This is a genomic window from Cupriavidus gilardii, assembly GCF_013314895.1.
Taxonomy (GTDB): domain Bacteria; phylum Pseudomonadota; class Gammaproteobacteria; order Burkholderiales; family Burkholderiaceae; genus Cupriavidus; species Cupriavidus gilardii_C.
Genome location: NZ_JABTYE010000011.1, coordinates 1 through 24,638 on the forward strand (window position 1 = coordinate 1; position 24,638 = coordinate 24,638).

The window sequence follows — 24,638 nt, forward strand, 5'->3', positions numbered from 1 at the left end:
CCTCGCGAGTTCAGGCGTAATGCGGTGTCATCAACCTAACGGTGTCCGCGTGTCCTGAGTTACAGGGGCAACTCCAATAGGTCGGTACGCATCCCAGATGGGTACAGATGCCTACCGCCACAAAGAAGTCCGGGCGGAGCGAGCGTGTCGCATTACTCGCATACGCGGGCTGCTGGTCCTTCTGGGACAGGGGATCGCTCAACAGGCGATCGTGCCTGCCCAGACGCGCCAGCATGTCGCGGGTCCGGTGCAGTATCCAGACGGGCTTGCCGCGCCAGGCGACGGTGACGAGTCCCCCTGGCTCCACGGCGCCGAGCCTCACATCGACGGGCGCGCCCCGCGACCTTGCGGCGTCGCTTGGCGCCATGCTGGCCACGAATGGCACCATGGCGCCGACCAGGCCTACGCCTCCCATGGCGCCGGTGGCCAGCAGAAGCAATCGGCGCTGGCGTGCGCTCTGTGTGTCTGCCGTCGGATTGTTCATGGCGATTTACTCCAATCCCGGGGGGGCATGTGGCCAGCAACGTGACTGGCTGCCCAACCGCTCACTCCCAGAGCTTGCCCAATAGCTGCGCCCATTGGCAGCGGCCCGGCAAGAACACGGGCACCCGCTTGCGATACGCCTCATAGTCCGCCGCGAAGCGGTGGGCCAGGTCTTGCTCTTCCTGCCTTGCAAGCATCAATTTCCCACAAGGTTGCCGAGTCCCCTTGCTTCGCCATGGCAGGAGGGCACGCACTTGCCCGTCTACTTCAGGCGCTGCTCCCCAGCTTGCACCCGGGCTAGCAAAGACTGAACCCGCCCATCATGCGTTGATGCATCACGAGCATGCCTACCGCGCCAAAGGATGCAGCACGCCGATGATGGCGAACACGATCAAGAGGACTCTCCATATCAACGATTTGTTCACGTGTTACCTCTCTCTTCGTTGGCGGCCCGGGTACGCGTCCGCCATGCGTGCCAATTGCTCTGCCGTCCTGTCACTCCTTGATTCGAAATGGATGGGGCTTCTGCTTTGGCGCTTGCTCGGTCATTCCGCCCACTTGATCGTCCTGCGCGCTCATGCTCTTCATCATCAGCCACATCGACAATGGGCAGATCAAGAGCAGGAGATACGGCCCAATACCCAGGACAAGCGCTCGGACCGGCGGCAATAGGGCATAGGCGGCTGCCAGCATTGCCGCCAGAGCGATGCCTGCGGTGATCATTGCTTTCGGATTGCATTTCATGGTGGTGGTACTCCTTTTCAAATGGTTCGGATCTGGACAGCGTCCTTACTTCGTCGGTGGCGTCTGGATCTTGTCCGCGTACTTGCGCATGATCTCGCCCATCGCCTGCATCATGTCCGCATGCATCTGCATCGAAAGCTTCTCGTTGCCAGGTGGCAGGCCCATCATCGGGCAGCTTCCCATCATGCCGCCGCCCATCATGTGGTCCATCATCATGTCGTGCCCCTTGTCCTGTGCACCCGTCTTGGCGCTTTCGGCGCCACGGGTTGCACCGGCCGCTGCGGACCAGCCGCTGGCGCCAAGCATCACCACGGCTAGGGTTGCGGCTACTAGTGATTTCGTATTCATGGCGATCTCCTTATCGATCGCGATTCAATGACCACGCGCCAATCCAGTACCAGACAAGTGGGCGGGCAGACAGTCAGTCCGGCTCCCTCAGGGCGGATGCCAGAGGCCGGATTGCACGGATGCATGCTTTGCCTGGTCGGCCGAAGCACCCTCAGTCACTTGGACTCGGAAGGCCCCATCGGGCTGCCGCCGCCGGTCGACTGGGAATCCATTTGTTTCATCATTGCATTGCAGCGCGCCAACATCGATGCCTGAGAGGCTGATGTACTGGAGGTCGCCGCAGGGTGTTGCGCTGCAGTGCGCGCGCGATTGATGACGTCCCAGTCGGGACCCGCGAGCGCCTGCGCGGTCGCGACGGCGAGTGAAATGAGAACGAGAGTCTTGAGAGTGGAATGCATGATGATCTTCCCCAGTATTCGGTTTTGTCTGGCTCAACCGCAACGGGTCAGAGCACCCACGCTCGGGTAGAGCCACCAAAGTCAAGCACGTGGCCGAAGTGGGCCACGCGTAGGGATAGATCAGATGCGCAAGCGGGCCGTTGCGAGATAGACCGGACCAGGCGAGTTGTTCGCGCTGTCAGCCGTGTGGAAGATGCGGAAGGTGTATGGCGTGGGCGGCAGAACGTGTTCAAGCCCAGCCATAGTCGGCAAGACACCGAGATCGGGCCCGTGACCGTTGCTGTCGGCCCAGTGCCGACCGTCCTGTTGATGGTCAGCGCACAAGGCCAACAACAGCAGCGCAAGCAAGCGAGTGAAGGGGCTGCGGCTATGCTTCATGAATCACGCCAGCATTTGTCCTAGTCTAGCCCCCCGATCTGGGCAGCAAGGCAAGGAGACACGGGTTGGTAGAGTCGAATTCACACATGACAATAGCTACGCCACGCGGCGTCTGAGTCGTAGCGCATTGGAGATCACTGAAACGGAACTCAGGCTCATGGCCAATGCCGCGATCATCGGCGACAGCAACCAGCCGGTGAACGGGTACAGCAACCCCGCCGCCAGCGGGATACCCAGCGCGTTATAGATAAAGGCGAAGCCCAGGTTCTGCCGCATGTTGGCGATAGTGGCCTCGGAGAGTTCGCGTGCTCGGGCGATACCGCGCAGATCGCCCTTGACGAGGGTCATCTGGGCGCTGTGCATCGCCACATCTGTGCCGGTTCCCATCGCAACGCCCACATCGGCCTTTGCCAATGCCGGCGCGTCGTTGATGCCGTCGCCCGCCATCGCAACCACGCGGCCTTCCCCTTGCAGCTTCTCGACGAGCGCCAGCTTGTCGGCCGGCTTCACTTCGCCATGAAACTCGTCGATGCCCAGGCGACCGGCTACCGCCTTCGCCGTGACAGCGCCGTCACCTGTCGCCATCACCACGCGGACCCCGGCTTGCCTGAGCGTCATCAGAGCCTCGGGCGTGCTGGCCTTGACGGGGTCGGAGACGGCAAGCAGACCGGCCAATGTTCGATCTGCCGCCAGATACATGACACTGGCGCCTTGCTGCCGCAGGGTATCCGCCTGAGACGCCAGTGGTGCAACGTCGACCTGTTCCTGCTGCATCAGGGCGGTGTTGCCCAGCACGAGCTGGTGGCCACCGACGCGGCCGCGTACCCCCATGCCCGTGTCCGAGGCGAAATCCTCCGCCTTCGCCAGGGCCAGGCCGCGCTCACGCGCGGCGGTGACGAGGGTCGCGGCTAGCGGATGTTCGCTGCCCTGGTCGAGGCTCGCGGCCAAACGAAGCACCTCGGTTTCCGTGAACGGATCGACACGATAGGCCCGTTCAAAACTCGGACGGCCTTCTGTCAGCGTGCCGGTCTTGTCCACGATCAGGGTGTCGACCTTGCGGAATTGCTCGATGGCCGCCGCGTCCCGGAACAGAATGCCCTTGGTCGCGCCATTCCCGCTGGCCACCATGATGGATGGGGTGGCCAATCCCAGCGCGCAGGGACAGGCAATGATCAGTACAGCCACCGCATTGACCAGGCCAAAGACCCAGCTCGGCTCGGGGCCGAAGACGCCCCAGGCGAAGAACGTGAGCAAGGCGATGGTTACGACCACCACCACGAACACGCCGGCGACCCGGTCCGCCATCCGCTGCATCGGCGCCTTGGAGCGCTGTGCCTGGGCCACCATCTGCACGATCTGCGACAGCACCGTCTGGGCGCCGACCTTTTCTGAGCGCATCACCAGGCTGCCCGAGGTGTTGATGGTGGCGCCGATCACGTGGTCGCCGACGCGCTTGGAGACGGGCAGAGGCTCACCGGTGATCATCGATTCGTCGATGGCGCTGGCCCCTTCGTTCACGACGCCATCCGTGGGCACCTTTTCGTCGGGCCGGACCCTCAGGAGATCGCCGACATGCACGTGCGTGAGCGGAATATCGGCCTCGCTGCCGTCCGGATTGAGGCGGCGTGCCGTCTTGGGGGCCAGGCCGAGCAGCGACTTGATGGCTGCCGAGGTCTGCGAGCGCGCCCGCAACTCGAAGATCTGGCCGAGCAACGTCAGCGAAATGATGACGGCCGCGGCTTCGAAGTAGACCGCGATCCGGCCGTGCATGAGAAAGGCGCGGGGAAACAGCTCTGGGGCAACGGTGGCGGCGACGCTGTAGACGAACGCCGTACCCGTACCCAGACCGATCAGCGTCCACATGTTCGGGCTGCGGTTTCGGAACGACTGGAGGCAGCGGACGTAGATGGGCCAGCCTGCCCAGAGGACCACCGGTGCGGACAAGACGAGTTCCACCCAGCTTTGCGTCGCGGGCTCCAGCACCCCGAGGCGGTCCCCAAGCATCACCAGCGACACGACGGCGATCGTCAGCGGCAAGGTCCACCAGAAGCGATGGCGAAACGCCGCGAGTTCGGGATTCTGGTCGTCGTCGAGGCTTGGCATGAGCGGCTCGAGTGCCATGCCGCACTTTGGGCACGTCCCGGGATGGTCCTCGCGGATTTCGGGGTGCATCGGGCACGTATAGGTCGTGCCCGGCGCCGTCTCGCCTTCATCGGGCGCCGAAACGCTTGGTGTCTCGACATAGCGCGTCGGCTCGGCCTCGAACCGCTTCTGGCAGCCGGCACTGCAGAAGAAGTATTGTGCCCCGGCATAGCTTGCCTGGTATGGCACATCCCGCATGACCGTCATTCCACACACAGGATCGCGTGCACTGGCCCCACAGACGGCAGCGCCGTGACTGGTGGAATCATGGTCTCGTCGATTCGGCGCATTTCCGCTGCCGTGCCCTACGTGCTCATCGTCTCGCGCTGCTGCCATCGCGTGATGTGAGGCAGGGTCGAGAGATTGCCGTTGTCGATCGCTCGTGGTCATCGCGCTCACTGCCTGGTTGCACGTACTGCCGCTCGATGTTTCGGCGGTTCGCCGCTGAACTCATCCAGGATCGGGCATTCGGGGCGGTCATCGCCTTCGCAATGTCGCGACAAGTACAGGAGCGTGTCACGCATGCTGGACAGTGAGGCAATGCGGGCGTCCAGCTCCTGGATTCGCTGTTCCGCAATCGCCTTTACCGTTGCACTCGCGCGCCGTTTGTTTTGCCACAACCCGAGCAACTCGCGGATCTGGGCCATCGAGAAGCCCATCGCCCGCGCTCGCCCAATGAAGCGCAGGGTATGAATGTCAGCTTGACCATACACCCGGTAGTTCCCCGCGCTGCGTGCGGCTGAAGTCACAAGACCAACGCTTTCGTAGTAGCGGATCATCTTGGCCGAGACGCCGGATGCGCCGGCGGCTTGTCCAATATTCATGATGTGCTCCTTACCTTCAATCCCTGTTGTCTCGGACACGCAACTTGAGCAAGCTGCGGGGTGGATGGCATCCAGGGTTCGATGACTCAACGATAGACCTTGCCCCGGTGGGAAGGTCAAGGACACGATCCTTCGGAAACTTGGGCCACGTTGCGAGAAGACCCGGGGCGAAAGGTCCGGTTGCATTACCCGCAAAAGACAGTATCCTTGCGACTATCACGCCCACCGCAAAGAACTCTTGCGTCACTCGGTCCGCCGGCATCCCTGGTTCGCCGGCCTCCTTCTCGTTGTGTTTCTGACAGTCCAACTGGCAGCGGCCGCGTACGCCTGTACCGGTAGCCGCTATCAGGTGGAAGGCAGCGGCACGACGGCGGCAATGACCGAATCCTGTGCCGATATGGCGGCTGGCGGTAGCGACCAAGGCACTGACCAGAGTGCGCTCTGCCTGGCGCACTGCCAGGCAGATTCCAAGAGCGCGGACCATGTTTCACCGCAGCTTCCGGCCTTCCTGCCAGTGCTGAAGAGCGTCGTGGAACCCACGCGCGTGGTCACGGCCGAGGTTCGCATCGCGCTGCGCGCCGAGGTCGAGGCGCGCGGCCCGCCGCCCCTGAACATCCTTCACTGCAGTTTTCAAACGTAGCCTCCAGATCGACGCCCATTCGGTGCTGCCCAGCTAGACTCGGGTAGCTGTCGTCGTTCACGGAGGCTTTATGCTTTTTCCTCGTCGCCTGACGCTGGCGCTGCTTTGCGCGCCTGCCTTCAGCATGGCGGTGTCGCATGCCGCGGCTGCGCAATCTGCCCCTTCTCTTTCCCTCGAGGAGACCGTCGCGCTCGCGACCACTCACGCCGGCGATGCCGAATCCTCGCGAGGCGCCGTCGAGGCAGCCGTGCAAATGGCGGTTTCCGCCGGCCAATTGCCGGACCCGGTGCTCAAACTTGGACTCAACAACGTCCCCGTGACCGGGCCGGACCAGTTCTCGCTCACGCGGGATTTCATGACCATGCGGTCCATCAGCGTGATGCAGGAATTCACGCGCTCGGACAAGCGCCGCGCCAAGGCGGCGCGCTTTGAAGCCGAGGCGACTGCCGCCGAGGCGCAGCGCGCGGTCGGACTGGCCAACGTGCAACGGAATGCCGTCGGTGCCTGGCTCGATCGGTGGTATGCCGAGCAGACCGGTGTCCTGCTAGGCCATCACGGCCATCCCCTGGACCTGGCGCTCCAGGCGGCGACCGCCGCCTATCGCAGCGGGCGTGGCACGCGTGCGGATGTCTTGGCGATGGAGCTGGAAGTCCAGAAGCTGCATGACCGCCTCGACGAAAACCGGGCCGCCGTAGCCACCGCCATGCTTAATCTGCAGCGCTGGGTCGGGCCTGCGGCTAACCGCACACTGTCGCAGCGCCCGCCGCTCGACGTACCCCAGAGCATTCAGCAACTGGCGAAAGACGAATTCGACGCGGTTCCCGAGATCGCGGCGGCACGGCGCGACGTGGCCCTGGCCGAGTCGGAGATCCAGGTGGCAACGGAGGCCAGGACACCAGATGTGACGGTCGAGCTGATGTACAGCCAGCGCGGCCCAGCCTTCTCCAACATGGGGTCGATCAACGTCAGCTTCCCGGTGCCCTGGGACCGGGGCAATCGCCAAGACCGCGACGTCGCTGCCCGGCTGGCACAGGCCAATGAAGCGCGTGCCAAGTCCGAAATCATCCGGCGCAATACCCAGGCCATGGTAGGCGCCAAACTTGCCGAGCTGCAGCGCAACCTTGAGCGGCTCCAACGCTACGACGAGAAGACCTTACCGCTCGCCAATCAGCAGGCGGAGGCAGCGCTCACGGCATACCGGGCCAATACCGGATCGCTGCTTGCCGTCGCCGAGGCCAACCATCGCGCCATCGACACAGCGGTGGAGCGGCTGACGCTGGAGGCCAGGACGGCAAAGCTGTGGGCCGACTTGACCTTCCTGATCCCGCTGCCTACCGCGCAGACCGAGCCAGCCACCAAGGAACGCAAATGAAGAAACCAGTCATTGCCGCGGTCGCCGGCGTCGTTGTCATCGGTGCCGCCCTCTATGGCGCCTACCACCTCGGCGTCATGCGCGGCACACAATCTGCGCAGACGGCCGCGCCAGGCGCGGCGTCTGCGCTCAAAGCAGGCGACACCGATCCGAACACTGGCAAGAAGATCCTGTACTGGCACGATCCGATGGTACCCGGCCAGCGTTTCGACAAGCCAGGCAAGTCCCCTTTCATGGACATGCAGCTCGTGCCCGTTTATGCGGATGGGGATGCCGGAGGCAGCGGAGGCAGCGGCGTCACGGTCGACAGCCGTGTCGCGCAGAATTTGGGCATCCGCACGACTGAGGTCAAGGCGAGCCGGATGAGCGCCGTGCTCGAGGCACCTGGCAATGTCGCCATTGACGAGCGCAGTGTCCAGGTGATCCAGGCGCGGACGAATGCCTTCGTCCAGCACGTAGCGGTCAAAGCGACCCTCGACCCGGTCCGGCGCGGCCAAGCACTGGTGACGCTGTACTCGCCCGATTGGGTGGCCGCGCAAGAGGAATATCTTGCCGTGTCCCGCATGGCCGCGGGTGGCCAATCCGACCTGCGCAGCGCGGCCAAGGCCCGCATGCTGCAGGCTGGCATGACCCCCGGCCAGGTCAGCACCGTCGAATCATCCGGCAAGCTCCAGCCTACTCTTGGCATTGTGAGCCCCGTCGACGGCCTTGTGACAGAGGTTGCGGTCCGGGAGGGCATGACTGTGTCTCCTGGCATGACCCTGTTTCGCCTGGCCGACCTGAGCCAGGTCTGGGTGATTGCCGAGGTACCGGAGGGACAAGCCCACGCCATCGCTCCGGGCCGGGCGGTCAAGGTGTCGCCGACCGGCGCAACCGAGTCAATCGTTGGCAAGGTCGATACCGTCCTGCCCGATGTCAATCCGGCCACGCGAACCATCAAGGTGCGCATTGTCCTGCCCAACAAGGGCAGGCACCTGTTGCCGGGGATGTTCGTGACGGTCCGGTTTGACAGCGGTGATCAGAAGGAATTGCTGATGATTCCGCTGGAGTCCGTCATCCGCACCGGCCAGCGCAGCATCGTCATGGTCGATGCGGGCAAGGCCGGCTTTGTGGCAACCGAAGTCAAGACCGGGCGCGAGGCCGCCGGCATGGTCGAGGTGCTGGACGGGCTGAAAGCGGGGCAGAAAGTGGTCACCTCCGGGCAGTTCCTCATCGATTCGGAAGCCAGCTTGCGTGGCACGGCCGAACGCATGAGCGCCACGACAGCGGCTTCCGCGCCGGCTGCGGCTGCGCCCGAGCACGAGGGCGTCGGGCGCATCGAGGCCGTGACGCGCGAAGGCCTGACCATCTCGCACGGGCCGATTCCCTCGGCACAGTGGGGCGCGATGACCATGGATTTCGCCGCGCCGCCTGCCGGCCTGCCGAAGGGGCTCAAGACCGGCGACCGCATCCGGTTCCGCTTCCACCTGGACAAGGATGGCCTGGCGATCCTGTCCGCAGTCGAGCCGGCCGGCACCACCCAGGGGGCCAAGCCATGATCGCCCGGCTCATTCTTGCTTCCATCCGCAACCGTTTCCTGGTCCTGCTGGTCACGGTCATGCTGACCGCCTGGGGACTGTGGGCCGTGCGCAGCACGCCGCTCGACGCGTTGCCGGACTTGTCCGATGTGCAAGTGATCATCCGCACGCCGTTTCCCGGCCAGGCGCCACAGATTGTCGAGAACCAGGTCACCTATCCACTGACCACGACCATGCTGTCGGTCCCGGGCGCCAAGACCGTACGCGGCTACTCGTTCTTCGGTGACTCGTTTGTCTATGTGCTATTCGAGGACGGCACCGACCTGTATTGGGCGCGCTCCCGCGTGCTGGAATATCTGAACCAGGTGCAATCCCGCCTGCCCGGCGCCGCCAAGCCGGCGCTGGGGCCGGACGCCACCGGCGTCGGCTGGATCTACGAGTACACGCTGGTGGACAAGACCGGCCAGCACGACCTCAGTCAACTGCGTGCGCTCCAGGACTGGTTCTTGCGCTTCGAGCTGAAATCGCTGCCCAATGTTGCCGAGGTCGCGTCCCTCGGCGGCATGGTGAAGCAGTTCCAGGTCGTCCTGATGCCGGACCGGCTACGCGCCTACAACCTGTCGCAGGGCAAGGTGCTTACGGCGCTCAAGGGCGCCAACCAGGAAACCGGCGGCTCGGTGCTGGAATTGGGCGAGGCGGAGTACATGGTCCGGGCCAGCGGCTACCTGAAGACGCTCGATGATTTCCGGCAGATCCCGCTGGTGACCAGCGACGCCGGCATCCCGGTGCGGCTGGGCGATGTCGCCACCGTCCAGCTTGGTCCCGAGATGCGGCGCGGCATCGCCGAGCTCGACGGCCAGGGAGAGGTCGCCGGCGGTGTCATCGTGATGCGCTCGGGCAAGAACGCGCTGGAAACCATCGAAGCGGTCAAAGCCAAACTCGCCACGCTGCAGAAGAGCCTGCCGGCAGGCGTCCAGATCGTCACCACGTACGATCGCTCCGCCCTGATCAACCGGGCGGTGGAAAACCTGACCCACAAGCTGATCGAAGAGTTTATCGTCGTCGCGGTGGTCTGCCTGGTTTTCCTGTTCCACCTGCGCTCCGCGCTGGTTGCCATCGTTTCATTGCCGCTGGGTGTGCTGGCCGCGTTTCTGGTCATGCGATACCAGGGTGTCAATGCCAACATCATGTCGCTGGGCGGCATCGCCATTGCCATCGGCGCCATGGTCGATGCCGCGGTCGTCATGATCGAGAACGCGCACAAGCATCTCGAGCATTGGCATGCGGATAAGCCCGGCCTGGATCTCACCGGCCATGAACGCTGGAGCGTGATCGGCGAGTCGGCGGCTGAGGTTGGACCGGCGCTGTTCTTCTCGCTGCTGATCATCACGCTGTCATTCATTCCGGTGTTCACGCTGGAGGCGCAGGAGGGCCGACTGTTTTCGCCGCTGGCCTTTACCAAGACCTACTCCATGGCCGCGGCGGCGGGCCTCTCCGTCACCCTGGTGCCGGTCCTGATGGGCTACATGATCCGTGGCAGGATCCCCACGGAGCAGTCCAATCCCCTCAGTCGGTGGCTGATTCGCGCCTATCAGCCAGTGTTGGCCAAGGTGCTCACCTACCCGAAGACCACTGTAGCGATCGCGGCAATTCTGCTCGTCGCGACCGCCTGGCCGATCATGCGAATTGGCGGCGAGTTCATGCCGCCTCTCGATGAGGGTGACCTACTCTACATGCCGTCGGCGCTCCCGGGGCTGTCCACCGGCAAGGCAGCGCAGTTGCTGCAGCAGACCGACCGCCTAATCAAGACCGTTCCCGAGGTAGCCACCGTGTTTGGCAAGGCCGGCCGCGCCGACACGGCGACCGACCCGGCGCCCATCGAGATGTTCGAAACCACCATCCAGTTCAAGCCGCGCGACCAGTGGCGTTCCGGCATGACGACGGACAAGCTGGTGGAGGAGCTCGACCGCGTGGTGAAGGTGCCCGGCCTGTCCAATATCTGGGTGCCGCCGATCCGCAACCGCATCGACATGCTCGCCACCGGCATCAAGAGCCCGGTCGGCATTAAGGTGGCGGGCACCGACCTGAAGGAAATTGACCGACTGGCCACGAGGATCGAGGATGCTGTCAAGGCGGTGCCGGGCGTCACCTCTGCACTCGCCGAACGCCTGTCCGGCGGGCGCTACGTCGATGTCGACATAGACCGGATGGCCGCCGGGCGATATGGGCTCAACATCGAGGATGTCCAGAGCATCGTGTCCTCGGCCATCGGTGGCGACAACGTCGGGGAAGTGGTCGACGGGCTGGCGCGCTTTCCGATCAATGTGCGTTATCCACGGGACTACCGCGACTCGGTGGAACAACTGCGCAGCCTGCCCATTGTCACCGACCGTGGCCAGCATATCACGCTGTCCGACGTGGCGCGCCTCCAGGTGGTGCAAGGACCGCCGATGCTGCGCAGCGAAAACGCCCGCCTGTCGGGCTGGGTGTACGTCGATATTCGCGGACGTGACCTGCGTTCGGCCGTCCAGGACATGCAGGCCGCCGTGGCCAAGGCGGTCCCGATGCCAGCGGGCTATTCCCTCAGTTGGTCGGGTCAGTTCGAGTATCTGGAGCGGGCCACCGCGAAGCTGAAGGTGGTGGTGCCGTTCACGCTGCTGATCATCTTCGTGTTGCTGTACCTGGTGTTCGGCCGTCTCGATGAAGCGCTACTGATCATGGGCACGCTGCCGCTGGCGCTCATCGGCGGATTCTGGCTGCTTTACTTGCTGGGCTACAACCTTTCGGTAGCGGGGGTTGTCGGCTTTATCGCCCTTGCCGGCGTGGCAGCCGAGTTCGGCGTCATCATGCTGCTCTACCTGAAGCAAGCCTGGAGCGAACGCGAGGGCCGAGGCGAAACCAGCGTGTCCGCATTGCTGGACGCCATTCAGGAAGGGGCAGTGCTGCGGGTCCGCCCCAAGGCCATGACCGTCGCTGTCATTCTTGCCGGCCTGATTCCCATCATGTGGTCGCATGGCACCGGCTCGGAGGTCATGCAGCGCATTGCGGCTCCGATGGTTGGCGGCATGGTCACCGCGCCATTGCTTTCCCTGTTTGTTGTGCCGGCGGTGTACTTGCTGATACGCAGACGGCAGGCCGAATCTGTCTCACTTTCCACCCACCCCTCACTCCCGGAGGAATCACAATGAAATACGTCAAAACTCTTGCCATCATGGCTGCTCTCGCTGCCACACCGGCTGCGTTCGCGGCAGGGTCGATGGACGGCATGGATATGAAGGGCATGGACATGAAGCCGTCAGCCGAAACGAAGCAGGCCCCCCACCCGGTTGCGGCAGAGGTAAAGAAGATCGATGCGAAGGCAGGGAAAGTTACCCTCAAGCACGGCCCGATCGAAAATCTCGGCATGTCCGCCATGACCATGGCGTTCCCGGTCAAGGATCGCGCTTCGTTGAAGGACTTCAAGGAAGGTGATGCGGTTACCGCCGTATTCGACACGGTCGACGGCAAGCCGACAGTCGTGGACATGCAGCGCAAGTAAAACTCAGGCGGCACCACCGCTCGCATCGGGGCAGTGTGCCGCCTGCCATGGCCAAAATCCTCCGTCACGCCGCTTCGGTAGACCTCCGAATGGCGTCGTCGGGATCGAAACCGCTTTCCATGAACGTTCGGCCACAGTGAGCCGCCCACCCTTCGACCTGCCACGTGAAGTCATCGTTGTCATCGTGTTTGCCGTGGCGTTCACGGTGTGTGCTACAGGTTCGCTTGCCTGGCATTTTCGTCGCCAGATGCGCATCAAGCGCGGCCTCGAGAATGACAGATCAGGTTCGTCCACGCGACGTCGCATAACTTCAAGACGGCGCAAATAGTCCTGTCAGATCCCACCTGAGCATTCATGCTGGATGCAGCTTGCGAGCCGGTTTCACCAACGAGAGCGGCTTTAGACATCAGCATCGCGGCCCTGCGAGACGTCTTCGGTGGCCAGACGAACTTGCGGATCCGGTCGTTCAAACGGATAAATCAGTTGCTCGCCGTAGCGGTGCGGCACCGGGTCGCCTTCGATGCCGATTGCGCCCAGTGGCGCCTGCGGTTGATAGAAGGTACCGAAGAGGTGGTCCCATACCAGCCAGAACTCCCCGAAATTGACCTGCGCGTCCGCGAAGCGCTCCCGATGGTGCCAGCGATGGAGTTCTGCCACGCCTAACATATACCGCACCGGCCCCAGGCTATAGTCCAGGTTGGCATGCTGGAATGCCAGATGGACCGCCAGGATTGCGAACCAGCCGGCCACTACCTCGGCCGGCGCGCCTAGTATGCCCAGGACCAGTAAGCCCGGACCCGCCATCAGGGCTGCATGCAGCGGGTGGCGGCGTTCCCCGTTTAGCCAGTAGAGCCGCCGCGACGAATGATGAATGCTGTGCAGCCGCCACAGAAAGCCGTAGTGGTGGCTGAGCCGATGGACGGCATACAGCGACAGGTCCAGTGGCGCCCCTGCGAGTAATACCTGCAACAAGTATGGCCATTCCGCAGGCCACCATAGCTTGGGCCAACCCGTTCCTTCCCGCAGCACCACGAACCCCAGCACGGCACCGTGCATCACGGCCAAATTCACAACGGCATGGGCGACATCCGCCGGAAAGTCGAGATCCCGCTTTTGCCACCGTGCATCGAACGGGACAATGCGCTCCAGCCAAGCAACAAGAAATAGCCCGGCGGCGGCCCACAACGCCAGCCAAGCCAGCGGCGTGCCGTGGGATGGGGCGACCGAAACCCCTGTGATTACCAGGGCCATGATGGTCGGATAGGCGCCGTACCGCACCACAGAACGCGCTGTCATTGCGACTCCAGAGTTCAATTTCCTCCAGTTTCTCCAAGCGACAGACAGCTAGCTTGAATAAACATGCTGTGTGCGGGCGACGTCTTGACTCTATAGCAGGTACGGGGTGTGAAATTACTCAGATCTTCTGTGGAAACAGGCGGGTTAACAAAGGAGTTGCATGAACGACCACTTCCCCGACAAAGAACGCCTTGACCTCGACGCGAGTCAGGCGGCCGACCGCCGGATTCTGTGGCTGGTACTACTGATTAATGTCAGCCAATGTCTGGCAGGTATGGGCGTGGGCCTTTGGGCGGCGTCCACGGCGGTGCTTGGTGCGGCTCTGGACAACCTTGCCGACGCGTTGGTGTATGGCGTCAGCCTGTACGCCGTCGGCCGATCGCGAGCCATCAAGGTGCGGGCAGCGCGGCTATCGGGGTGGCTTTTGATTGGGCTGGCCCTGATGCTATGCGTGGAAGTCCTGCGCCGGTTCTTTGGCGGCGAGGCGCCATTGGGGCCGGCGATGATGGTCATGGCAGCGATCAATGCGGCGCTGAACATTATTTGCTTGCGCTTACTGAAACGCCACCGCGGGGAAGACGTCAACTTCAAGGCTTCCGCCATATTCACCAGCAACGACTCGATTGTGAATCTGGCCATTGTGTTGTCCGGAGCGCTCGTGATGTGGTCGGGCTCCAACCTGCCAGACCTGGTTCTGGGTCTGGTGGTATCTGCGATCGCCGCTAACGGAGGTCGTGAAATCCTGGTTGACGCGACAGAACATGAGGAAAAGGCCCGTTCCGAGGCAACTTAACCTCCGACCAGGAGGCAGAGCCCTTGACTCTGTATCTACTTTAGGGTGTGAAATTCTGACATATACAGAAAGAGGCGAATGATGAAACTCGACCAAGCCCATGCCGAAAGTGATGCGAGATCAACTCAAGAAAGGAAGAAGGCGGAGGACCTGAACGGCGCGACATCCGTCTTCCGCATTCCCAACATGGATTGCCGCAACGAAGAAGCGGCAATCCGTGCACGGCTTGCCAAATTGCCAGCGGTAGAGTCCCTTTCGTTCGACCTTCCCCAGCGCCGCCTCACCGTCCGGCATGGGCTACCGAACCCGGGGCCGTTGCTGGAGGCCCTCCATGAGATCGGCATGCAAGCATCGATGGAGGACGACGGCGAAGCCGCGGGCAACGCCGCTTGCGGATCCGCGTGCGCTGGATCCTGCGCCGGCAGCCAGAGCGCTGCGTTAGAAGAGTCAAAAGACACATTCACGATTCCAAACATGGATTGCCGCTCCGAAGAGGCGGCGATCCGCGCGCGGCTGGAGCCGTTGGCCGGCGTCCGGTCGCTCGAGTTCGACCTACCCGCACGCCAGCTGTCTGTCGTCCACACCTTGTCCTCGGTGGAACCCCTGCTGACGGCGTTGCAATCGATCGGCATGCAGGCAAGGCTGGGCGAAGACACAACTCCTCCGGGCGCGAATTGCGCAGCGACAACGGAGACTGCCTGCGGTCCCTGCGGCACGCCCCCCGTCTCCTTCGTCCCTGCAGCCACGGGCAATACCACGCAGTTCCTGATCACAAACATGGACTGCCCCACCGAGGAAGCTTTGATCCGCAAGCGCCTAGGCAAGGTGGAGGGCATCGAACGCCTCGACTTCGACCTGATGAATCGCCGACTGGAGGTGCAACACCGCCTGCCCGATCCGGCACCGGTCCTCGGCGCACTGCGCGAGATCGGCATGCATGCCACGGTCGAGCGCGAGGCAGGGGCAAGTTCCAAGGGACGAGCCACCTACTTGATCGAAAAGATGGACTGCCCGACCGAAGAGGCGCTGCTGCGCAAGGCGTTGGAAGGCATGCCGGGTGTCAGCAGCCTGCAGTTCAACCTGATGAGCCGGACCCTGACCGTCAGCCATTCGCTGAAGGACGAGGTGCCAATCACAGCGGCCATTGAGCGACTTGGCATGCAGCCGGTGCTGCGCGACCATAGTCGGCCTGCCCCCGCAGTCACGAGGGACTTTGGCACCGGCATTTCGAAGGCGGAGTGGCTGCGCATGGGGGCCGCCGGCGTGCTGGCGGTTGGCGCGGAAGTCCTCACATTCGCCGGGATGGGTGAATCGGCATGGCCGGTGGTGGCCGCGTCGCTGGCGGCCATTGCGTTGGGCGGTATCGAGACCCTGAAGAAAGGCTGGATCGCGCTGCGCACGCTGTCACTGAACATGAACCTCCTGATGACGATTGCCGTCATCGGTGCCGCTTTGATCGGCCAGTGGCCGGAAGCCGCCGTGGTGATCTGGCTGTTCGCCATCGCGGAGATGATCGAAGCGCTAAGCCTGGACCGGGCGCGCAACGCGATTCGCAAGCTGATGGACCTGGCGCCGGAAACCGCACTCGTCCGCCAGGACGACGGTCGCTGGCAAGAGGTCAAGGCCGAGACAGTGCCGCTTGGAGCCGTCGTGCGCGTTCGTCCCGGCGAACGTATCGCCTTGGATGGGGTCGTGGTGTCGGGCGCATCAGCCATCAACCAGGCGCCCATCACCGGCGAAAGCATGCCCGTGGAAAAGAACCCCGGCGACACGGTGTTCGCGGGCACGATCAATGAGCGCGGCACATTGGAATTCGAAGTGCACTCGCGCAAGGGAGAGACCACGCTCGACCGTATCGCGCGCTCGGTCCAGGAAGCCCAAGGCCAGCGCGCGCCGACGCAGCGTTTCGTTGATCGTTTCGCGAGCGTCTATACCCCCTCTGTCTTTGCGCTGGCGATCGCCATTGCCGTGATCCCGCCGCTGTTCTTTGGGGCGCCTTGGTTCGAATGGGTCTACAAGGCGCTGGTGATGCTGGTGATTGCTTGTCCCTGCGCCCTGGTGATCTCGACACCGGTGACGGTCGTCAGCGGCCTGGCTGCGGCCGCGCGGCGTGGCATCCTCGTCAAGGGTGGCCTGTACCTGGAGCAAGGGCGTCTGCTGCGCGCGGTGGCACTGGACAAGACTGGCACCCTTACGCACGGCCGCCCGGCGCTGACCGATACGGTACCGACGGGCGCGCTCTCGGAGACGGAAGTGCTGCGCATTGCCGCCAGCCTGGATGCGTTGTCCGAACATCCAGTGGCCACAGCTATCGTCAACGCCTACGGCGACAAGCCGCACGCCTCAGTGCAACGCTTCGAGGCTCTGGCTGGCCGTGGCGTCAAGGGCGACATCGACGGCCAGACCTACTACGTCGGCAACCACCGCCTGGCAAATGAGCTTGGCGTGGCCAGCGAGCAGGTCCGCAAGCTGCTGGAGAGCCTGGAAGCGCAGGCCAAGACAGCAGTGGTGCTTGCCACCGATAAGCAGGCACTGGGTGTCCTGGCAGTTGCCGACACGGTCCGGGACAGCAGCAAGCGTGCGGTAGCGGCGCTCAAGCAGTTGGGCGTAGAGCCGGTGATGCTTACCGGCGACAACCGCAAGACCGCGGAAGCGGTGGCCGCCCAGGTGGGCATCACCGACGCGCGCGGCGACCTGCTGCCGCACGACAAGTTGGCTGCGATCGCAGAGCTTGGCGCGAAGGCGCCGGTAGGCATGGTCGGGGATGGCGTCAACGATGCGCCCGCGCTGGCCAAATCGAACATCGGCTTTGCGATGGGCGCTGCTGGCACCGACACCGCGATCGAGACCGCCGACGTGGCGCTGATGCAGGACGACCTGCGCAAGCTGCCTGAGTTCATCAAGCTGTCGCGCCGGGTGGGTGGCGTGCTGAAGGCAAACATCGCCTTCGCGATCGGTACCAAGGCGGTCTTCATGGTGCTGGCCTTCACCGGCCATGCCAGCCTGTGGCTCGCGATTCTTGCCGACATGGGCGCAAGCCTGGCCGTGGTGTTCAACGGACTGCGCCTGCTGGGGACCAGCCCCTCCACTGAGAGTGACCACCATGCGGGCTGATCGCAGCATTGGCCTGGGTTTCGTATTGGCGGCCCTTATCGTGGCGATGGATATCGGGACGAAAGTAGCCATCGTGGCCTGGGTCGACTACGGTGCAAGCCTCGACTGGCTGCCCGTCCTCAACGTCGTGCATGTGCTGAACCGAGGTGCCGCCTTCAGTTTTCTGCACGGCGCGGGGGGCTGGCAGCGATATTTTTTCATTGGAATTGCCTTGGCGGCCTCCGCGTTCCTTGTGTACATGATTCGGCGTACTGGTACCACCGATACCGAGCGGATCAGCTACGGACTGATCTTGGGCGGCGCGTTGGCCAATATGATCGACCGGGTCGCACGCGGAGCGGTGGTCGACTGGATCGATCTTCATTGGGGTTCGTACCATTGGCCGGCCTTCAATGTGGCTGACATCGGCATCACACTCGGTGCTGCCTTGATCGTGTTCCATGAGCTCTTCGGCAGAATGCAGGCACGCCCAGCCCGCGGATGAACACGAAGCATCCGACAGGCAGCCGCTGCTGACCATCGGCCGCGGCTGGGCCATTTACATCGGACCGATAGAGGCCGGTCGGTTGCACCGACATCAAGCAGCTCAGTTGGCATGGAGCAAACAGGGGATGTTGCTCCTCGAAGGGGCCTGGGGCGGATTGCAGGCCCCGGGACATTTTCTTGCGGCCGGGGTGCCGCATCGTCTCGTAGCGGCCGGCCCGGTGCGCATGGTGTTTCTCGACCCGACCATGCACAGCGTTTGCCCTACTGGCCGTCGGCCCGCAGCCACGATGGCGCCGAGCCCCGTGCAGGCGGATATGCTGGAACATGAGCTGGACCGCTGGCTGCGAGGCGCAATGCCGTCTGAAACAGCGAATGTGTCACAACCTGCCACGGAGGCTTCGCGTTGGGCTGCGGTCCTCCAGTGGCTGGAAACGTCGCTGGAGGGACCCGTGCATGTCGCACATGCCGCCGACGCCGTAGGCCTGTCGTCCTCCCGTTTCATGCATTGGTTCGCGGAGGCGAGCGGACTGTCGTTCCGGGCGTACGTGCGTTGGTTGCGCCTGCAGCGTGCGGTGCGCACCCTCTCCGATGGTTGTACGCTCACCGAGGCTGCTCATCTCGCCGGCTTCGCCGACAGCGCGCACCTGACGCGCACCTTCGTGTCCACATTCGGAGTCCGGCCAGCGCCGCTGCGTGGCGCTCGGATTGTCTGTACGGCACAGTCCAAACCTCCATTCACACTGCACGGACTTGAATTTGTCGACACCATCCGGCATGGAGGGCGTCAGACAGGAGCCCAACAAAGGGGAAAAGCATGAAGATCGGCAAACTTGCTCAAACCGCCGGCACCACGGTGGAGACTATTCGCTTCTACGAGCATGAAGGCTTACTGCCGGCGCCGGCTCGTTCCTCTGGAAACTACCGACTCTACGCTTCCCAGCACCTTGAGCGGTTGGCGTTCATCCGCCATTGCCGCTCGTTGGACATGACCCTGAACGAGATTCGGTCCTTGCTGCGTCTCAAGGATGCGCCCCACGAGGACTGTGGAGAGGTCAACGTCCTGCTAGAAGGCCACATTCGACACGTGGCGCGCCGCATACAAGAGTTGATGGCATTGGAACGTGACCTGAAGCAATTGCGCAGTCAATGCGGTCTGTCGCGAGAGGCCAAGGACTGCGGCATTCTGGAGGGCCTTACGAAAACAGCCCATCAGACACCACAGCTGTTGGGAGAAGAGTAGGGACGCGGATCCCACGAAGGACTACAGGCAGATCCGCCTTCAGCGAACGCTTTCCTGTCGCCGGCGCTAAGCGGCATGTGCGCCACCCCAAACAGCGCAGGCGGAAGCGTTCCCGACGCGCAAGGCAGCCTCTGCCATAGCCCCGCAGAAAGGCACAGACTCCCAAGTGCGCCTCCCAAGCCGCCAAAACGTCTGCCGGGAAATGCATGCCTGCGACCAGACGCGACCAGCCAACAAGGTCCACGCCAGTTTGGGCTAGCCCCTTCTAGTGCTTCATCTAGCACTGTGTAGCTGCCATAGGGTCAAGGAAAACGCTACGCGTTTGCCGAACTTTTCTCCTGAAGTGCGGCGCGGGTGCTTTGTTCGTAGCAGGCGGCATATATGCGTGCAGCCTTGTCTTGACCCTGTAGCCACTACATGGTGTCAAATCGCACCGACATATCAGCTGACAGGCTGCCAATGAGAGGCGCTGGGCTAAAGGCGACCGGCCATATCATTGGGGCATGCCTCGGCACTGCTCTATAACCTGCCGAGCGCGGGATCCAAGCCGACCGATCCAATGTGCTGCAACATCTTCGATTTCACTACACTCGAGCCCATGAATTTCTGCATGCCAAACGCCACTCCGAGAAGTAACCGGTAACCGCCATACACTCACAAAAGGTACGGCTCCGTCGCTCATGCAAACGCCAACCTGAATCGCCCCGGGTTTTGCGGAGGCTCTCACTCTTGAGAGAATGCGAGCCATGAGCAAGAACAACGCAAACAAGTTTTCCCCGGAAGTGCGCGAGCGCGCCGTGCGCCTGGTGCAGGAGTCGCGCGGCGAGTACCCGTCGCTGTGGGTGGCGGTCGAGTCCATCGCGCCCAAGATCGGCTGCTCGGCGCAGACGCTGCTGACCTGGGTCAAGCGCCACGAAGTCGACAGCGGACAGCGCGAAGGCGTCACCACCAGCGAGCGAGAACGCATCAAGGAGTTGGAGCGGGAGAACCGAGAGCTGCGCCGCGCCAACGACATCCTGCGCACTGCCAGCGCTTTTTTCGCGCAGGCGGAGCTCGACCGCAAGCTGAAGTCGTAAACACCTACATCGACCGGCACCGGGAGGTTTACGGGGTCGAGCCGATCTGCAAGGTGTTGCAGGTTGCCTCGTCGGCCTATCGGCGCCATGCCGCACGGCTGCGTGATCCGTCACGGCGCAGCGACCGTGCGCGTCGTGATGAACGGCTCATGCCGCAAGTCCAGCGAGTGTGGCAGGAGAACCATCGCGTCTACGGCGCCGACAAGGTCTGGCGGCAACTGAACCGCGAGGGCGTGACGGTTGCCCGCTGCACGGTCGAGCGATTGATGCGCGCCCAGGGACTGCAAGGTGTGCGGCGCGGCAAGCGGCTGCGAACGACCATCGCTGACGACGCCGCCAGTCGCCCGGTGGATCGCGTCAACCGGCAGTTCCGGGCCGACCGTCCCAATCAGCTCTGGGTCTCGGACTTCACCTACGTCTCGACATGGCAGGGTTGGCTGTACGTGGCCTTCGTCGTCGACGTCTACGCCAGGCGCATCGTCGGCTGGCGCGTGAGCAAATCCATGACGACGGACTTCGTGCTCGATGCGCTGGAGCAGGCCCTATACGCTCGCCAGCCTGGCAACGACGGTTCTCTGACCCACCACTCCGATAGGGGATCGCAGTACGTCAGCATCCGCTATAGCGAACGCCTGGCCGAAGCCGGCATCGAGCCGTCGGTCGGCAGCCGTGGCGACAGTTACGACAACGCCTTGGCCGAGACGATCAATGGCTTGTACAAGGCCGAGCTGATCCATCGCCGCGCGCCTTGGAAAACCAGGGAATCCGTCGAACTGGCAACACTGGAATGGGTCGCTTGGTTCAACCATAAGCGCCTGCACTCATCCATCGGCTATATCCCGCCCGCCGAGGCTGAGGCAAACTACTACAACCAACTCGGCAAAACCGCCGACGAGGCCGTTTTACTTTAACCAAACAGCCTCCGCGAAAACCGGGGCGATTCAGTCCCTTGCTTACGGCTCTCACGCAATCTGCTAACCATAGGAAAACAGGGAGATCGGCCTTGAGCGCAAACGCGACACGGTCGCCAATACCAAGCTGTCCATCGAGGCCGAACAGAGCGGGGGGAAGCCAGATATAACCCGCGCCAAGAACTACCGCGCAAACTAAGCAGGCAAGCATCGAATCGCGTACGATGCGACGTTGTTGCAGACTCCATGGCATGGTTGCACTCCTCGCCTGTTACCCCGGCACGACGATCCTTGGTACGTTAAGCAGCCCCCTTCAATAACCGGCTCGAAAGAGCCAAACTGCCGAGCGCTACTAACCAGCCCGCCAAGACGTCCGCCGGGAAGTGCATCCCTGTGGCCAAACGTGACCAGCCGACTAGCGCGACATAGGTAAGTAGAGCCGGTCGCCAGTGGGCGCGGACCATTGGCCATAACCCACCAGCAACCAGAGCGGCGTACGTGGAATGTCCACTCGGAAGACTGTAGTGCGTCTCAATTGAACCGATTGAATGCCACAGGTGACCGAACACGGCAGCCGGCCGCGGGAAATCGAAGAGAAACTTTGATGCTCCAACTACAGCAAATGCCATACCGAATGCGACTACAAATCGTGCCAAGTGAGCCTGTAGCTCCAACGAACGATCTACATCCGAGGTTGTTCTTGACCAGACCCAAAAGCCTCCCATGACAACAGGCGCGGTCCAATAGTTGCCCAATAGGTAGCTAAACAGCTTGGCCAAAGGCAAGAACATTGCCGGCGTGCCTTCATTGACCAGTAGGAAGATCTCTCGATTCCAGCCGCTCCAGTCGTAGAGAACAAGTGCCCAACTCATCGGATCACCATCCTCCGCCCCTCGCATCCCACCATACGGTAAGGACTCGCGATATGGGAGCGTTGGGTTCTATTGTTCGCAATCGTGCGAACGCCTGAAAGCCGAGGCGGAGGGTCGCCCGAAGTTGTGCGCACCTCACGTAAGCGCATTGCACCCTCCCGCATCTTGCACGCGGCTGCACTTGGCTCGACCCCATACGAGCAATCCGCCGGAAGTCCCCATCGGTTTGTGTTGCGCTGACTCAAAGTAGGTCGCCAGTATTGACTAACGTTGTTATTTCTACGCCCTCTAGCGGCTATAGAGTCAAGCGCGATTCCCCATACTTCCATCACCAAGATGGGTCGCTCGCGCAAACGATATGAATTACAATCATTCGCATTTGTCCGCGAAAACTGCCGCCCGCCCGGCGTGTTCCTCATGCAAGCCCTGCGCATCCTCTCCCTCGTTCTAGTCTCCTTGGCGCTATCCGTCTCGACGGCTTTGGCCGAGCCTCTATCCACGCAAGACAAGGCCAAGCAAGTCTGGCAATTGCTGGACTACCTTGCCGTTGACTATGGCGGTTCAGTCAACGATGGCCGCATCACCAATGAGGCTGAATATGCCGAGATGCAAGAGTTCGCGCAGACGGTCGCGCGACAGCTAGGCGAATTGCCGCCAGGACCCGCCTCCGAACAACTAGGCAAGGAAGCTGGCGCATTGCGTTTGTCCATCGCAGCGAAGGCCTCGCCAGAAACTGTCGCCGAACTGGCTCGGAAGTTGGCCAGCGGCGTCCTCACAGCCTATCCGGTTCCTATGGCACCAAGCAAGGCGCCTGATTTGCAGAACGGGGCGAAGCTCTATCAAAGCCATTGTGCGTCCTGCCACGGCGTATCCGGTAACGCGGACGGCCCCCTCGCAGCGAAACTCAACCCGCCCCCGATTGCGCTGGCCGACCACGCGCGCGCGCAGGAACGCAGCGTCTTTGCCTTGCAACAGATCATCACGCGCGGCGTGGAGGGAACATCGATGCCGGGCTTTGCCCATCTCTCCGAAGACGACCGATGGGCTCTGGCCTATTTTGCTTCGACGCTGTCTTATTCAGATACTGACCGCCAGGCGGGCGCCAAGCTTTGGACTGCTGAACCGGGGCTGCGCGCGGCGGTTCCCACGCTCGACAAGCTTAGCCAGACCTCGGAGGCGGCACTTGCTAAATTCGTGGGTGCACAGACCTCTCGTGATGGTCTTGCATACCTGCGAAGCTCACCGGACGTACTGGCCGCATCGACCACCGATAGTCTCTCAATCGCCAAGGAAAAGCTGAAGGAAAGTGTCACTGCGCTTGACAAGGGAGACACGCGGGCCGCATCGCAACTGGCTTTGTCCGCATATCTTGATGGGTTCGAACCAGTTGAGCCTGCGTTGGCTGCCAAGAACCAGGCTCTCTTCCTGGACATCGAGAAGACGATGGGACTCTATCGAAATGCCGTCGCGAATGGCCAGGCAGAGCGCGCGCATGACATCGCAGCGCAACTGCAGTCAAGGCTGGACGAGGCGCAGGAAGCGCTCGCAGGCGCCAATGACGCATTCTCGACCTTCCTTGGCGCCTTTACGATCCTGCTTCGTGAAGGGCTTGAAGCGCTGTTGGTAGTCGTAGCCATGCTGGCGTTCCTCAAGAAGGCCAATCGCACTGACGTCCTTCCCTACGTTCACGCGGGTTGGGTCACTGCGCTGGGAGCCGGTGGATTGACGTGGGCGGTAGCTACCTACGTCGTTGATCTGAGCGGCGCTAGTCGCGAAATGACCGAAGGCTTCTCCGCGGTCTTCGCGGCGGTCGTCCTACTCGGCGTCGGCATGTGGATGCACCAGAAGAGTCTGGCGGGACGCTGGCAATCGTACGTGAAGGAAAAGCTGTCGTCGGCATTGAACAGGAAATCGGCGTTTATGCTCTTCCTGCTATCGTTCGTCACGGTCTACCGGGAAGTATTTGAGACCGTGCTCTTCTACGCGGCCCTGTGGTCCGATGGCAACGGTGCCTACATGCTCGCGGGACTCGGTTGCGGTATTGCTGTGCTGGCAGTGATTGCGTTTCTGCTCCTGCGATCGACGGCGCGTTTGCCGATTCGACAATTTTTCGCGTTCAGCTCCGCCTTGGTTGGCGTGCTTGCCGTGGTCCTGATTGGCAAGGGCGTGGCGGCACTGCAGAAAGTTGGCCTGTTGCAAGTGACGCCGCTCTCTATGCCGCGTATCGATGTCTTGGGCGTTTACCCCTCTGTGCAAACCATTGCCGCGCAAGTGGCTATTCTCCTCATCATCGTTGCCAGCGTGACCTATAACTTGCGATCGCAACGTACCGCGAGGGTGTGAGCCCCTGTCAGGCGCGAAGCTTTGTTCGTCGACCATTTCAAAGTCAGCGATTTGGCCCAAATGTGGCGGACTTTTTGCGACTACCTTCCATTCGCGGCAGGATCGATGGACGGCATGGACATG

21 protein-coding genes and 1 other annotated feature are annotated in these 24,638 nt (G+C 62.5%); of the genes, 12 read left to right on the top strand and 9 right to left on the bottom strand.

Features of this window, described 5'->3' with window-relative positions:
- Positions 1–10 precede the first annotated feature (10 nt).
- The 7 genes from petA to cueR all read right to left on the bottom strand — a co-directional run bounded on the left by petA (position 11) and on the right by cueR (position 5,317).
- Positions 11–484 (bottom strand): ubiquinol-cytochrome c reductase iron-sulfur subunit, encoded by a 474-nt coding sequence (gene petA, locus HTY53_RS12440; protein WP_174106892.1) that lies wholly within the window; start codon positions 482–484, stop codon positions 11–13.
- A 494-nt stretch (positions 485–978) separates the two neighbouring features.
- Complete coding sequence (locus HTY53_RS12445) at positions 979–1,227, bottom strand: DUF2933 domain-containing protein (protein WP_062799375.1); 249 nt, start codon at positions 1,225–1,227, stop codon at positions 979–981.
- 45 nt (positions 1,228–1,272) lie between these two features.
- Entirely contained in the window at positions 1,273–1,575 is a 303-nt protein-coding gene (locus HTY53_RS12450; RefSeq protein ID WP_062799373.1) for a hypothetical protein, read from the bottom strand.
- Positions 1,576–1,730: 155 nt separating this feature from the next.
- Positions 1,731–1,973, bottom strand: a complete 243-nt coding sequence (locus tag HTY53_RS12455; RefSeq protein ID WP_116359830.1) for a hypothetical protein — start codon at positions 1,971–1,973, stop codon at positions 1,731–1,733.
- 120 nt (positions 1,974–2,093) lie between these two features.
- Entirely contained in the window at positions 2,094–2,351 is a 258-nt protein-coding gene (locus HTY53_RS12460; protein ID WP_062799371.1) for a hypothetical protein, read from the bottom strand.
- 96 nt (positions 2,352–2,447) lie between these two features.
- Entirely contained in the window at positions 2,448–4,883 is a 2,436-nt protein-coding gene (locus tag HTY53_RS12465; protein WP_371558780.1) for a heavy metal translocating P-type ATPase, read from the bottom strand.
- A gap of 5 nt (positions 4,884–4,888) precedes the next feature.
- The gene (gene cueR / locus HTY53_RS12470) at positions 4,889–5,317 is read right to left on the bottom strand and encodes a Cu(I)-responsive transcriptional regulator (RefSeq protein ID WP_062799367.1); all 429 of its coding nucleotides are present in this window, start codon (positions 5,315–5,317) and stop codon (positions 4,889–4,891) included.
- A gap of 238 nt (positions 5,318–5,555) precedes the next feature.
- Between cueR and HTY53_RS12475 the strand changes: the two genes are divergently transcribed.
- From HTY53_RS12475 to HTY53_RS12495, 5 genes are all read left to right on the top strand, one after another.
- Positions 5,556–5,957, top strand: a complete 402-nt coding sequence (locus HTY53_RS12475; RefSeq protein WP_062799365.1) for a hypothetical protein — start codon at positions 5,556–5,558, stop codon at positions 5,955–5,957.
- A gap of 70 nt (positions 5,958–6,027) precedes the next feature.
- Positions 6,028–7,329 carry a TolC family protein gene (locus HTY53_RS12480; protein WP_062799363.1) on the top strand — a complete coding sequence of 434 codons (1,302 nt, stop codon included), beginning with the start codon at positions 6,028–6,030 and terminating at the stop codon, positions 7,327–7,329.
- The gene (locus HTY53_RS12485; protein ID WP_062799361.1) at positions 7,326–8,867 is read left to right on the top strand and encodes an efflux RND transporter periplasmic adaptor subunit; all 1,542 of its coding nucleotides are present in this window, start codon (positions 7,326–7,328) and stop codon (positions 8,865–8,867) included. The genes HTY53_RS12480 and HTY53_RS12485 overlap by 4 nt, the downstream gene beginning before the upstream one ends.
- A complete protein-coding gene (locus HTY53_RS12490) occupies positions 8,864–12,034 on the top strand; it encodes an efflux RND transporter permease subunit (protein WP_062799358.1) in 3,171 nt (1,056 codons plus the stop codon). The genes HTY53_RS12485 and HTY53_RS12490 overlap by 4 nt, the downstream gene beginning before the upstream one ends.
- On the top strand, positions 12,031–12,384 hold the full coding sequence (locus tag HTY53_RS12495) for a copper-binding protein (protein ID WP_053821791.1): 354 nt from the start codon (positions 12,031–12,033) through the stop codon (positions 12,382–12,384). Before HTY53_RS12490 ends, HTY53_RS12495 begins: the two co-directional genes overlap by 4 nt.
- Before the next feature lie 399 nt (positions 12,385–12,783).
- Here HTY53_RS12495 and HTY53_RS12500 read toward each other — a convergent pair whose 3' ends face one another.
- Complete coding sequence (locus tag HTY53_RS12500) at positions 12,784–13,680, bottom strand: sterol desaturase family protein (protein ID WP_082371464.1); 897 nt, start codon at positions 13,678–13,680, stop codon at positions 12,784–12,786.
- Positions 13,681–13,840: 160 nt separating this feature from the next.
- On the opposite strand from HTY53_RS12500, the gene HTY53_RS12505 reads away from it, so the two are divergent.
- The 6 genes from HTY53_RS12505 to HTY53_RS12530 all read left to right on the top strand — a co-directional run bounded on the left by HTY53_RS12505 (position 13,841) and on the right by HTY53_RS12530 (position 21,300).
- The gene (locus HTY53_RS12505) at positions 13,841–14,473 is read left to right on the top strand and encodes a cation transporter (RefSeq protein ID WP_053821792.1); all 633 of its coding nucleotides are present in this window, start codon (positions 13,841–13,843) and stop codon (positions 14,471–14,473) included.
- 78 nt (positions 14,474–14,551) lie between these two features.
- Positions 14,552–17,587 carry a heavy metal translocating P-type ATPase gene (locus tag HTY53_RS12510; protein ID WP_170265910.1) on the top strand — a complete coding sequence of 1,012 codons (3,036 nt, stop codon included), beginning with the start codon at positions 14,552–14,554 and terminating at the stop codon, positions 17,585–17,587.
- Positions 17,577–18,071: a signal peptidase II gene (gene lspA, locus HTY53_RS12515; protein WP_053821794.1), complete on the top strand. Its 495-nt coding sequence runs from the start codon at positions 17,577–17,579 to the stop codon at positions 18,069–18,071. Before HTY53_RS12510 ends, lspA begins: the two co-directional genes overlap by 11 nt.
- Positions 18,028–18,891: a helix-turn-helix transcriptional regulator gene (locus tag HTY53_RS12520; RefSeq protein WP_082371465.1), complete on the top strand. Its 864-nt coding sequence runs from the start codon at positions 18,028–18,030 to the stop codon at positions 18,889–18,891. Before lspA ends, HTY53_RS12520 begins: the two co-directional genes overlap by 44 nt.
- On the top strand, positions 18,888–19,313 hold the full coding sequence (cadR, locus tag HTY53_RS12525) for a Cd(II)/Pb(II)-responsive transcriptional regulator (RefSeq protein ID WP_053821795.1): 426 nt from the start codon (positions 18,888–18,890) through the stop codon (positions 19,311–19,313). The genes HTY53_RS12520 and cadR overlap by 4 nt, the downstream gene beginning before the upstream one ends.
- 737 nt (positions 19,314–20,050) lie before the next feature.
- Positions 20,051–21,300 (top strand): IS3-like element ISRme15 family transposase gene (locus tag HTY53_RS12530; protein WP_085960508.1). Its coding sequence is split into 2 segments (ribosomal slippage): positions 20,051–20,345 and positions 20,345–21,300, totalling 1,251 coding nucleotides; the frame shifts between segments, so codons are not numbered across the junction.
- Positions 20,344–20,460, top strand: a sequence feature (AL1L pseudoknot). It overlaps the preceding gene by 117 nt.
- A gap of 299 nt (positions 21,301–21,599) precedes the next feature.
- Here HTY53_RS12530 and HTY53_RS12535 read toward each other — a convergent pair.
- Positions 21,600–22,172, bottom strand: a complete 573-nt coding sequence (locus HTY53_RS12535) for a phosphatase PAP2 family protein (protein ID WP_115737191.1) — start codon at positions 22,170–22,172, stop codon at positions 21,600–21,602.
- A gap of 417 nt (positions 22,173–22,589) precedes the next feature.
- Here HTY53_RS12535 and HTY53_RS12540 point away from each other — a divergent pair, with 417 nt between their 5' ends.
- Entirely contained in the window at positions 22,590–24,515 is a 1,926-nt protein-coding gene (locus HTY53_RS12540; RefSeq protein ID WP_053823089.1) for a cytochrome c/FTR1 family iron permease, read from the top strand.
- Positions 24,516–24,638: the final 123 nt, after the last annotated feature.